Below are 11,727 nucleotides of genomic sequence, written 5' to 3' on the forward strand. Positions count from 1 at the left end.
GACCGCCCTCGGCGACCAGCCCGAACGCCTCGGCGCCCAGGGTTCCGCCGACACCGTCGACCACCACGTCGATCTGGCCGACCCGGCGCCGGAGCGCGTCAGCCCAGCCGGGCTCGCCGTAGTCGACCGCCAGGTCTGCCCCGAGGGAGCGGACCAGGCCGAGCTTGGGTCCGCGCGCGGCCCCGATCACCCGCGCCCCCGCCCGGTGCGCGAGCTGCACGAGAACCGAACCGGCCCCGCCCGCGGCGGGCAGGACCAGCACGGTTTCGCCCGGGCTCACCCCCACCGCCTCGACGAGTGCGAGTGCCGTGCCGCCGTCGTGCAGGAGGGCCATCGCGTCGGCGAGGTCGAGCCCGTCGGGCACCGGGACCAGCGACGGGACCGGCGCCGCGACTTCCGCGGCGTAGGTGTCGGGCCCGTCGACGAGCACCCGTCGCCCGACCCACGAGGGCGGTACCCCGGGCCCGACCGCCAGGACCCGGCCCGCGGCGCCGCGGCCGGGGACGTAGGGCGGGGTGGTGCCGAATGCCGGCGCGGCGCCTCGCCGGATCAGGGTGTCCAGGAACAACACCCCGGCCACCTCGATGCCCACCAGCACCTCGCCCGGCCCCGGCTCCGGCGTCGGCAGCTCCACGGGGCGCAGCACCGACGGTCCACCGAATTCGTCCACCCTGATCGCACGCATGCGATCAGGGTCCGACCTCAACTCGACGTCACGTCAAGGTCCTCCCCGTGCGGTGCCACCGTGACGGTCGTCCCGGCCGGGGTGTCGGGATGGATCACGGCGTGGTCGCCGTTCCCGAGCACCTCCACTCCCTAGGGGACGAGGACGACCTTGCCGGTGACGTGGCCGTCCTCGACGAGCGCCAGCGCGGCCCCGGCCTCGTCCAGCGGGCGGACCTCGCGCACCATCGTGTCGAGCTCGTTCTCGGCGACGAGCCGGGCCAGCGCGTCGAGCACGGCGGTGCTGCGGTCGCGGGTGACGTCGCGCCCGCCCAGCTGCGCGACCAGCGGCTTGTCCGCGATCGAGTACAGCGTCGCGGGTGGGACGAGCCCGGCCACCGCACGCAGCGCGTCGCCGCCGACGAGGTCCAGGGCCCCGTCGATCCCGCCCGGTGCTGCCGCGCGGATCCGGTCGGCGACGCCGTCGCCGTAGGCCACCGGCACAGCGCCGAACCCGGCGAGCAGGGCGTGCTTGCCGGGGCTCGCCGTGCCGACGACGGTCAGCCCGCGGCGGCGGGCCAGCTGCACCAGCGGCAGACCGACCCCGCCGCCCGCCCCGTTGACCAGCAGCGTCGCCCCGGCGGGGAGGTCGAGGTTGGTGAGGGTGTCCCAGGCGGTGCCCGCGGCGACCGGCAGCACCGCCGCCTGTTCGGGGGTGACCCCGGGTGGGCGGTGCGCGGCGAAGCCGGCGATGACCCGCGCCCGCGGCGCCCACCCGCCCTGCATGTCCGGGCAGCCGCCGAACACCTCGTCGCCGGGGGCGAACCCGGTGACGCCGTCGCCGACCTCCAGCACGGTCCCGGCGACCTCGCGGCCGAGCACGGCGGGCCCGGCGACGCCGTAGTCACCGTCGCGCATCCGCCAGTCGCCCGGGTTGACCCCGGCCGCCCGGACCCGCACGAGCAGCTCACCCGGCCCGGGTCGCGGCTCCTCGACCTCGACGAACGCCTGCTGCTCCGGGCCACCCGCCGCCACGAACCCGTACCCGCGCACCCGCCACCTCCGTGATCGTTCCTAGGGTCCCACGCTACGTCCGGCGGGCCCGGGCTGTGCGAAGATCACGATCCGGTATATCGTTAGCATATGCAACGGACTGTGCCGACCGCGTCCGAACGCCTCCTCCGGATCCGTGACCGGTTCGTCGCCTCCGACCCCGGCCTCGTCCGCCTCGTCTCGGCGGTCCGGGCCGTGCTGGCCATCGCCACCGCGCTGGGCGTGGAGTACCTCGTCGCGACGGCGACGGGCACCCCGCCGCTGGTGCCGATGATGCTCGGGGCGGTGGTGGCGATGCTGTCCTCGTTCGGGGTCGTCGACGCCACCCGCGCCGGGCAGGCGGTGACGCTGTGCTTCCTGGGACTGTCGATGCTCGCCGGGATGGGCGTGGCGCTGCTCGTCGACCGGAACCGGCTCGCGTCGCTGACCGCGTTCGTCGTGGTCGTGTTCGTCGCGGTCTGGGTGCGGCGCTTCGGGCTGCGGTTCTTCGTCTGCGGCATGGGCGGGTTCATGGGCTACTTCTTCGCCCTGTTCCTGAGCCTGCGCCCGGAGATGCTGCCCGGGGTGGCGTTCGTCGTCGCGGTCGCGATCGCCTGGGTGATGCTGCTGACGCTGGTGCTGCTCCCGGTCCGCAACGACCGTGTGCTCCGCCGGATGCTGCGCTCGTTCGAGGCGCGGCTCGCCGGTCTCGCCGGGACCGTGCTGGCCCTCGCCGAGCACGCCCCGGGTACCGCCGGGCGGGCCCGCGTCGAGGCCCGGCTGGCGAGTCTGCTGGTCCGCGTGAACGAGGCCGCGCTGGTCATCGACGGGCAGCTGGGGACCCCGGCCGCCGTCGCCGACGACGACGCCGCCCGGATCGTCCGCCGGGCGGTGTTCGACGCCGAGCTGGCCGTGACCGCACTGACCCGGGTCGGGCCCGACGCCCTCGACTGCGACGACGCCCGTGCGGTCCTCACCGCCCTGCACGGCGGCCGCTGGGACGCGGTGCGCGAACGGGCCGGACGGGTCGCCGACCGGGTGGCGGCCCCGGCGCCGCGCCGGCTCGCCGTCGACGCGACGGTGCTCGCCGACGCCCGCGCCGAGTGGACCGCCGCCCTCGACGCGGTGCGGGAGGAGGGCGCCCGCGACACCGCGTTCGCCCCCGCCGTTCAGCTGTTCGGGGGCAACCTGCCCGGCTCGGCGGGCACGGTGACCCGGTTGCACCGCCCGCCGGACCCCGGCCGCCCCGCCTCACGGCTGTCGCTGACCACCCGCCAGGCGGTGCAGGTCGCGGTCGCCACCGCCCTCGCGATCGCGGTGGGCGACGCGCTGTCCGAGCAGCGCTACTACTGGGCGGTGCTGGCGGCGTTCATCGCGTTCACCGGCACCGCGACCGTCGCCGAGACGGTGCGCAAGGCGGCACACCGCATCGTCGGCACCATGATCGGCCTGGTCGGCGCGATCGCGCTCGTGCCGGTGCTGGGACCCGACGTCGCCGTGGTGCTTCCGGTGATCCTGCTCAGCATGTTCGGCGCGCTCTACCTGTTCCGGCTCTCCTACGCGCTGATGATCTTCTTCATCACGCTGATGCTCGGCGAGCTCTACGCGCTGCTCGGGACCTTCACGGTGGACCTGATGGTGCTGCGGCTGGAGGAGACCGTGACCGGCGGCCTCGTCGGCTGCGCGGTGTCGGTGCTCGTGCTGCCCACCCGGACCCGGTCCGCCGCGGAGGAGGCCCGGCGCGGACTGCTCGACGCGCTGGCCGAGCTGCTGGGCACGGTCGACCGTGCGCTGCGCCGACCCGGCCCGTGCGAGGACCTACGCGCCGTGGCGCGCACACTCGACGCCGCGCTGCACCAGACGCTGCTGCTGGGGCGCCCGCTGGCCCGGACCTGGCTGGGCTCCACCCACCGCGACGTCGTGCACGAGCTGACCGCCTGCACCGCCGTCGCCGAGCACGCGCGGCGCCTGGCCCGCTCCGCCGAAGGGGTGTCCGGGACCCCGGCACTGACCGCGGCCTGCGCCCGGCTCGCGCAGCTCACCGCGGACGCCGTCGCCGGGCGACCGGTCCCCGCGGGCAGCTGCGCGGGCGTGCTCGACCTGCTGATCGGCCCGGCCGGCGGGACCGGGCGCGGTGCCGCGCTCGCCCGTGAGGCGGGGCTGCTGGCCGCCGAGCTCCCGGCGCTGCTGGAGACCGGCGACGACGGGTCCGTCCCGGCCACGGTCGGGCGGGTCCGCGGCCCCGACGGCGCCCCCGCCGCGGCGACGGTCACCGTCGTCGACGGGGCGGGCCGCCAGCTGGACCGTGTCACCACCGGCGACGACGGCGGGTTCGCCGTCCGCGTGCCGGCCGGGACGCACCTGCTCGTCGCGGCCCCGGCCGTCGCCGGGCCCGTGCCGCACGGTGAGCACGTGCACCTCGCGCCGGGGACGGTGCTGCCGGACGTGGTGCTGGCCGCGCCCCTCACCCGTCCGGCGCCGGCGCCCGTGCCCGCGGGGGGCAGGCTCCCGCTGCGCGGACCGGCACGGGCGGTCGGGCGGGCGTGCGTCGGTCACGCCTGAGGACGGGCGCTCAGGTCGGTGGGGCCGGCTCACCGTCGCGCTCCGCGGCGAGCGCCTTCCCTGCGCGGACGAGCACGTCGAGCTGGGCGGTGTTGTACAGCTCGCGCATCGCACGGCCGAGGGTCTGCTCGGCCCGCTGCTCGCCGATCGGCGCGTCGGTGTTCGGCGCGACCAGACCGGGATGGGTCTCGTAGAGCGCGCGCATGTACGGCACCATCCGGTCGGCGAGCTCCTGGCGGGTGGCCTCGTCGGCGTCGGCGGGGAGCGTGTCGAACCGCTCCTGCGCCGGGTCGGGTCGGGCCTCGGCCAGCATGTCCGCGACGGCCTGCAGCCGCTCCGAGCCCAGCACCCGCGGCAGGACGAGGGTGAGCGACCGGTCGGCGTCGGACATCGGCTGGTCCGCGGCCCCGGCGAACTCGGCGGGCAGGTCGGTCGGTGCGGCGCGGTCCAGGATCAGCGCGAGCTCGGCGCGGGCCTGCTGCAGCCGCTCGATGGTGGCGGCCAGCTCGGCGTCCAGCGCGCGGGCGGCCTCCTCCGGATGCGTCCCGACATCGTTCATCTCCGAGATCTGGGCCAGCGAGAACCCGAGGTCGACGAGCCGCTTGATCCGCAGCAGCCGCACCAGGTGCGCCACCCCGTACTGCTTGTAGCCGTTCGCGCGCCGATCGGGCTCGGCCAGCAGGCCGATCTCGTGGTAGTGCCGCACCGCCCGCAGGCTGGTCCCCGCCAGCTCGGCGACCTCACGGGTGCTCCAGGTCACGACGTCCCCCTCGTCCGGTTCCTGCTCCGCCCTCCACCTTGCCGCATCCGTCGTCCCGTCGGCGGGCAGACCCGGGTCCGGCCGGGATGCCAGACTGCGCCGGGGGAGGTCGGCGTGCCGGGCCCGCTCCGACCCCGGTCGACGACACCGTCGCCCGGACCGTCCGTACCCGCGAGAGGACCTGGCTGTGACCGAGCACCTCATCCGCTACTCCGGCCGCGGCGGGTTCACCCCCGGCGTCGTCGCCCGGGCCCACGGCAGCACCGTCACCTTCGAGGACGGCCGCGAGCTGCTCGACTTCACCTCCGGTCAGATGAGCGCGATCCTCGGGCACGCGCACCCGGAGATCGTCGCGACCGTCCGCGAGCAGGTCGGCCGGCTCGACCACCTCTACAGCGGCATGCTGTCGCGGCCGGTGATCGAGCTGTGCGAACGGCTGTGCGCCTCGGTCGGCGGCGGCCTGGACCGGGCGATGCTGCTCACGACCGGCGCGGAGTCCAACGAGGCCGCGATCCGGATGGCCAAGCTCGTCACCGGCCGCCACGAGATCGTGTCCTTCGCCCGGTCCTGGCACGGGATGACCCAGGCCGCGGCGAACGCGACCTACGTCGCCGGCCGCGCCGGCTACGGGCCCGCCGCCCCCGGCAACTTCGCGCTGCCGGTACCCGACCGCTACCGCCCCGACCTCGTCGACGACGCCGGGGAGCTCGACTGGCGCCGCCAGCTCGACCTCGGGTTCGCCCTGATCGACGCCCAGTCCGTCGGCAGCCTCGCGGCCTGCATCGTCGAGCCGGTGCTGTCCTCGGGCGGGGTCGTCGACCTGCCGCCGGGCTACCTGGCGGCGCTGCGCGACAAGTGCCACGAGCGCGGGATGCTGCTGATCCTCGACGAGGCCCAGACCGGTCTGTGCCGCACCGGCGACTGGTACGCCCACCAGCGCGACGGCGTGGTCCCCGACATCCTCACCCTGTCCAAGACGCTCGGGGCGGGCCTGCCGCTGGCCGCCGTCCTCACCACGGCCGCGATCGAACAGGTCGCGCACGAGCGCGGCTTCCTGTTCTTCACCACCCACGTCAACGACCCGCTCCCGGCCGCGGTCGGGCTCACCGTGCTCGACGTGCTCACCCGCGACCGGCTCGACCTGCGCGCCCACGAGCTGGGCTCGCTGCTCCAGGACGGTCTGCGGGACCTGGCCCGCACGTCCGGGACGATCGGCGACGTCCGCGGCCGCGGCCTGCTGGTCGGGCTGGAGCTGGCGGGCTCCGACACCGATGCGCTCGGTGCGGCCGTCACCATGCGGTGCGCCGAGCTGGGGCTGCACATGAACATCGTGCAGCTGCCCGGCATGGGCGGGACGTTCCGGATCGCGCCGCCGCTGACCGCGACCGAGGACGAGATCCGCCGCGGTGTGGAGATCCTGGGCACGGCCCTGGGCGAGGCGGGTCGACGCGGGTGACCCGGGGGCCCGTCAGCCGGCCGTGACGAGCGTGCGGTCACCGTCGGGCCGGGCCCGGACCGCCGCCCCGGCCGGGTCGCCGTCGAGCAGCTCCAGCAGCTCGTCGTCGTCGCCGCGCCCGACGAACCGCGCGCCACCATCGTCGAGCCGGCCGACGACGACCGCGTCCCGGCTGCCGTCGCGGCGGTGGCGCACCGTCCAGGTCTCGACGGTCGCCGCCCCGTCGGCCGCGGTCGTCGTCGGGACGGTGGCGACGGCGTCGAGCCGGGCCTGGATCGCGGCGCTGTCGTCGTCGCGCCAGGGGGTGGGGCGCGTGGAGTAGACCCCGGCGGAGTACTTCGACAGGAACCCGCCGTTCGCCCCGACCAGGCCGTAGGTGCCCGGGTCGGCCCGCAGGCGTCGCACGACCTCGGCGATCGCGTGCATCGCGTAGTCGTTCCCCGGCCCGCCGAAGAACGGCAGCCCACCGGTGACGGTGAGCCCGCGCGGGTCGTCGGCGGCCAGACCGAGCGGGTCGGCGACGCTGGACACCGCGATCGGGAAGCAGGAGTACAGGTCGATCGCGGACAGGTCGTCCACACCGGTCCCGGCCAGCTCCAGGGCGTGCCGTACGGCGGCCTCGGCTGCCGGGTAGGCGCCCAGGTCGGGGCGGTCGAGCACGGCCTTCTCGGTGAGGTCGGCGTGGCCGTGCAGGAACACCCACCGTTCCGGGGCGATTCCCAGGTCCTGGGCGGTGCCGACCGAGGTGAGGACGACCGCGGCACCCTGGTTGACCTGGTCGCGCGAGACCAGGAACCGCGGATACGGGTCGGTGATCATCCGGTTCCGGTCGTCGACGGTGACGAGTTCCTCGGCGGTGCGGACGCGCGGTGCGGCGGCGTGCGGGTGCCCGGCGGCGACCCGGGTGAACGGCGCGAACAGCGCGCCCATCCCGCGGGCGTAGGCGTCCCGGTCGAGCCCGAGCCGGGCCCGGCGGGCGTTCTCGCACAGCGCGTAGTAGCCGGCCGGGGTGCGCACGCCGTGCTCCCCGGCGACCGGGCTGCGCAGCTCGGAGCCGTACCCGCGGTCCTCCAGCGTGCCGCCGACGTGCTCGCCGTGGTCGGGCCGCTCGTCGGTGGGGCGCGACATCATGTGCCGCATCGTCGACATCGCCTCGGCCCCGACCAGAAGCACCGCGCCGGCCTCGCCGCGGGCGATCGCGCCGGCGAACTCGGTGACCAGCCGTTGCGGGGACTGCCCGCCGACGACGTCGAGCACCGCCCGCTCCGGGTCGGCGCCGCCCCGGCGGGCGACCGCGCGCGGGTAGTTGTCCGCCCGGCCCAGCGGCGCGACGGCGCCCGGGAGCGACATCTCGAACTGCCGCACCCCGGCGACGACGGTCAGCGCCGCCGCGACCGCCGACGGGTCCGCGCCGGTGTCGGCGAGCGCCGCGGCGGCCGCGGCGGCCCCGAGCCCGACCGGCGACAGGGCGGCGTAGCCGGGCTCGCCGATCCGCTCGGAGGCCTCCCCGACCCCGACGACGACGGGTGTGCGCGGGTCGAGGCTCATCGGACCAGTCCCGCGAGCGCGGCGATGCGCTGCTCGCACCCGCGCGCCATCTCCCGGGTGATCTCGCCCGCGCCGCGCAGCTCGGTGAACGCGCCGACGACCTGCCCGACGAAGAACGACTGCAGCTCCTGCGCGCCCGCGTTCCCGGCGTCGGCGGCGGCGTCGATGCTCGACCAGGCCTGCAGGGTCAGCAGCGGCTGCAGCGGCATCGGCAGCGGCGCCGGCGCGCCGGGTGCCTCCCAGGCGTCGTGGTAGGCGCTGCGCAGCTGCCGGGCGGGCTTGCCGGTACGGGCGGGGGAGCGGACGGTGTCGCCGCTGCCCGCGGCGAGGAACTTGCGCTTCACCGACTCCGGCGCCACGTCCTCCACACTGGACAGCCACACCGAGCCGCACCACACCCCGGCCGCGCCGAGCGCGAGCGCGGCGGCCATCTGGTCACCCGAGGCGATGCCGCCGGCGGCCAGCACCGGACGGTCCCCGGCGATGCCGACGATCTCCGGGGTGAGCACGGTCGTCGCGATCGTGCCGGTGTGCCCACCGGCCTCGGTGCCCTGCGCGACGAGCACGTCGACCCCGGCCGCCAGCTGCCGTTCGGCGTGCCGCCGGGTCCCGACCAGGGCGGCGACGGCCATCCCGGCGTCGTGCGCGCGCTCCACGAGGTGCGGTGGCGCGGTGCCGAGCGCGTTCGCGACGAGCGCGGGCCGGTGCGCGAACACGGCGTCGAGCTGGGCCTCGGCGCCGCGCCGGCTCATCCCTGCCGCGATCGCGTCCCGCCCGGGGTCGGCCGGCAGCCGTGGGATGCCGTAGCGGTCCAGCAGGTCGTCGACGAACGCGAGGTGTTCGGCCGGGAGCTGTGCGCGCAGTGCGGCGACCAGGTCCTCCCGGTCGGCGCCGGGGTCGGCGGTCTTCTCCGGGACGAGCAGGTCGACGCCGTAGGGCCGCCCGTCGAGCTGCTCCTCGATCCAGTGCAGCTGCGCGTCGAGCTCGTCGGCGGTGTACGACACGGCCGCGAGCACCCCGAACCCACCGGCCCGGCTCACCTCGGTCACCACCGCGGGGGACCGGTTGAACCCGACGATCGGGTGCTCGACGCCCAGCAGATCGGTCAGCGCTGTCCTGATCACACCGCCGAGCCTATTACGGACGGCCAGCGTCCAGAAGTGGGTCGGTGGTCACAACGACGTCTGGCAGGATCGCCGCCGTGCCCCCGTCGCCGCGCCGCAGCGGACGTCCGCGCGACCCGGACGTCGACCGTCGCGCGCTCGCCGCCGCCCGCGAGGTCTACGGCGAACGCGGCTGGTCAGGGCTGTCGCTGGAGGAGGTGGCCCGCCGGTCGTCGATCGGGAAGGGGTCGCTGTACCTGCGCTGGCCGACCCGGGCCGCGCTGCTGGTGGCCGCGGTGCGCGACCGGGCCCGGTTCGTCGCCGACATCGACACCGGCTCCCTGCGCGAGGACCTGGTGACCTTCGCCGAGCAGTGGACGGCGTTCGCCACCAGCGACGACGGTCGCCTGGTCGAGCGGCTGCTCGTCGACTCCCACCGGGTCCCGGAGATCGCGGCCGCGCTCGCCGACGACGCCTACCCCGAGCACGTCCGCGGCGCCCGGACGATGGTGCGCCGCGGCATCGACCGCGGCGAGCTCCCGGCCGGGACCTCGGTGGCGCTGGTGGCGGACCTGGTTGCGGGGGCGGTGCGCAACCACGTCGCGACCACCCCCGCGCACCTCGCCGCCCGCGACGGCGGCCGCGGCTACGCGGCTGCCGTCGTCGACACCGTCCTGGCCGGGGTACGGGCGCGGGCTCAGCCCTCGCCGTAGGCGGCGTCGGTCGGCTCGGTCAGGCCGGTGCCGGCGGGCCCGGTCCGTAGTAGGTGTGCCCGGTGGGTGTCGTGGTGGCCACGGTCCCGTCCGGGGCGCGGGCGACGTGCCAGCCGGGTTGTTCGCGTACGTGGTTGTGGAACTCGCACACCCCGCGCCCGTTCTCCAACGTGGTGGGCCCACCGTCGGCGGCGCGTTCGATGTGGTCGAGGTGGCGGACGGGGGCGTCGCAGTACGGTTCGGTGCAGCGGTGGCCGGCCCGGGCCCTGACCAGGGTGGCGAGCAGCCCGGTGAAGGTGCGCTTGCGGGAGTCGCCGCCGATCACGATGCCCTGGTCGGTGAGCAACCGGCGAACCGACGTGGCACCGTCGGAGGTGGCGAGCAGCTCGACCGGGACGGGCCCCAGCCCGGGGATCTCCGCCGGGAGCGGCGACCCGGGATCGAGGAGCGCCTGCACCGGCACGGTCACCTGGACCTCCAGGTCGACCGCAGTCGCGGACCTCTGCCCGGTGACGCGTTCGACGAGTGTGTCGGCGGCGACCTGTCCGCGGGTGCGGGTCAGCGGCTCGGGGCTCACCGAGAGTTCGGTGAAGGCCCTCTGCAGGGCGGCGAGGCAGGCCGCGCCCTGCTCGACGGGGACGTAGGCGGTCAGGTAGCTCATGGCGTCCGGCGCCGGCCGGAGGGTGACCCGTCGTTCGGCTCTGGCGGCGTGGACGCGGGCGCGGAACCGGTCGGGGACGAGCTCGGCGACCAGCCGCCGGGTCATCGCGCGCAGCCGGCCGATCCCGAGCCGTGCGAGGTCCCGGTGCGCGGCGAGTCGGGCGTCCACCGCGGCCCGCTGGGCACCGGTCAGGCCGCGGCACTCGACGGCGACCGCGGCCACCTTCGCGGCGCTGAGCTCGCCGACCACGTGCAGCTCCCGGACGTGGTCCAGCCCGTCGTGCAGGTCACGGGCGTTCGCGACCCGGGCCCGTGCCTCGCCGGTCGGGATCCGGCAGGCCAGCTGGACCTGGGCGACCACACTGCGGTGGAGCTTCCCGGGGTCGGCCCCGTGCCCGGCGGTACCGGCGTCGGCGAGGCGGTTCTCGACGTGGGCGCGGGCGAAGGCCCGGACCCGGGTGGCCTGCAGCGCGGCGAGCGAGGCCTGGAGGGACTCGATCTGGCGGACCTGGTCGACCAGCTGGGTCTCGGTGCACCCGGACAGGTCCTCGTGCGCGGCGTCCTCGACGGCGATCTGGGCCAGCAGCAGGTCGACCCGCAGGAACCCGCCCGCGCCCGTACCGGGGCAGTGGGTGGGTGGTTCCTGGACGGCGGTCACGACGTCGACGATACTCGAACATGCGTTCGATCCGCTAGTCCGTGGTCGCGAGCCGCGACTGTGCTGTCTCAGGACAGTCGCGAGCCGCGACCGGGGCGGGCACGGGGGAGCGGCCTCAGCCCCACTTCTCCCGCACCGAGGTGAACACCTTCTGCCCGTGGGAGAACTCCACGACGTTCCCGTCCGGATCGGTCAGCGCGCAGATGTACCCCACGGGCCCCGGCATCTGCCGGGGTTCCCAGTGCAGGCACCCCGCGTCCCGGGCGCGGTCGGCGGCGGCGTCGACGTCGGCGCGGGTCGGCACCTCGATCCCCAGGTGGGCGAAGGGACGCAGCAGGCCCAGCTCGCCGCCCTTGTCGGCGTCGAACGACACCAGGACCAGCACCATCGGCGTCTCGACCTGACCGGCGTTGGACAGCCAGGCGCTCCGCCCGGCGTCGTCGGAGAAGCGCTCGACGACCGTGAGGGGTGTCATCGTCGTGTAGAAGTCGATGGCGGCGTCGAGGTCGCCGGTCGGCAGCGCGACGTGGGTCCACCGCGCCTCGGTCAGCTGTGCGTCGGTCACGGGGATT

9 protein-coding genes and 1 pseudogene are annotated in these 11,727 nt (G+C 75.8%); 3 read left to right on the plus strand and 7 right to left on the minus strand.

Annotated features, from left to right (window positions below):
* Nucleotides 1–28: 28 nt before the first annotated feature.
* Together KPL59_RS08585 and KPL59_RS08590 are read right to left on the minus strand one after the other, a co-directional pair.
* Nucleotides 29–685, minus strand: a pseudogene (locus KPL59_RS08585) (zinc-binding dehydrogenase); the annotation flags it as partial.
* 131 nt (nt 686–816) lie between these two features.
* Complete coding sequence (locus tag KPL59_RS08590) at nt 817–1,716, minus strand: NADP-dependent oxidoreductase (RefSeq protein ID WP_226360476.1); 900 nt, start codon at nt 1,714–1,716, stop codon at nt 817–819.
* Nucleotides 1,717–1,818: 102 nt separating this feature from the next.
* On the opposite strand from KPL59_RS08590, the gene KPL59_RS08595 reads away from it, so the two are divergent.
* The gene (locus tag KPL59_RS08595; protein WP_226360477.1) at nt 1,819–4,257 is read left to right on the plus strand and encodes an FUSC family protein; all 2,439 of its coding nucleotides are present in this window, start codon (nt 1,819–1,821) and stop codon (nt 4,255–4,257) included.
* 10 nt (nt 4,258–4,267) lie between these two features.
* Here the strand turns inward: KPL59_RS08595 and KPL59_RS08600 are convergent, their stop codons facing one another.
* Nucleotides 4,268–5,017, minus strand: a complete 750-nt coding sequence (locus KPL59_RS08600; protein WP_226360478.1) for a MerR family transcriptional regulator — start codon at nt 5,015–5,017, stop codon at nt 4,268–4,270.
* A 187-nt stretch (nt 5,018–5,204) separates the two neighbouring features.
* Here KPL59_RS08600 and KPL59_RS08605 point away from each other — a divergent pair, with 187 nt between their 5' ends.
* Nucleotides 5,205–6,473, plus strand: a complete 1,269-nt coding sequence (locus KPL59_RS08605; RefSeq protein WP_374111603.1) for an aspartate aminotransferase family protein — start codon at nt 5,205–5,207, stop codon at nt 6,471–6,473.
* 12 nt (nt 6,474–6,485) lie between these two features.
* On the opposite strand, the gene KPL59_RS08610 is transcribed toward KPL59_RS08605, so the two are convergent.
* Together KPL59_RS08610 and KPL59_RS08615 are read right to left on the minus strand one after the other, a co-directional pair.
* Entirely contained in the window at nt 6,486–8,021 is a 1,536-nt protein-coding gene (locus KPL59_RS08610; protein ID WP_226360479.1) for an acetyl-CoA acetyltransferase, read from the minus strand.
* A complete protein-coding gene (locus tag KPL59_RS08615) occupies nt 8,018–9,145 on the minus strand; it encodes a nitronate monooxygenase family protein (protein ID WP_226351711.1) in 1,128 nt (375 codons plus the stop codon). Before KPL59_RS08615 ends, KPL59_RS08610 begins: the two co-directional genes overlap by 4 nt.
* A gap of 77 nt (nt 9,146–9,222) precedes the next feature.
* Here KPL59_RS08615 and KPL59_RS08620 point away from each other — a divergent pair, with 77 nt between their 5' ends.
* Nucleotides 9,223–9,837 carry a TetR/AcrR family transcriptional regulator gene (locus tag KPL59_RS08620; RefSeq protein ID WP_020622439.1) on the plus strand — a complete coding sequence of 205 codons (615 nt, stop codon included), beginning with the start codon at nt 9,223–9,225 and terminating at the stop codon, nt 9,835–9,837.
* A gap of 19 nt (nt 9,838–9,856) precedes the next feature.
* Here KPL59_RS08620 and KPL59_RS08625 read toward each other — a convergent pair whose 3' ends face one another.
* Nucleotides 9,857–11,155 carry a DUF222 domain-containing protein gene (locus KPL59_RS08625; RefSeq protein WP_226351710.1) on the minus strand — a complete coding sequence of 433 codons (1,299 nt, stop codon included), beginning with the start codon at nt 11,153–11,155 and terminating at the stop codon, nt 9,857–9,859.
* 115 nt (nt 11,156–11,270) lie between these two features.
* Complete coding sequence (locus KPL59_RS08630) at nt 11,271–11,720, minus strand: VOC family protein (protein ID WP_226351709.1); 450 nt, start codon at nt 11,718–11,720, stop codon at nt 11,271–11,273.
* Nucleotides 11,721–11,727 lie beyond the last annotated feature (7 nt).

This window comes from Pseudonocardia sp. ICBG1142 (assembly GCF_020496255.1).
Lineage (GTDB): Bacteria > Actinomycetota > Actinomycetes > Mycobacteriales > Pseudonocardiaceae > Pseudonocardia.

Bases quoted from the DNA above. Each gene is read 5' to 3' on its own strand.
- KPL59_RS08610 (WP_226360479.1), bottom strand. From the start codon at position 8,021: ATGAGCCTCGACCCGCGCACACCCGTCGTCGTCGGGGTCGGGGAGGCC.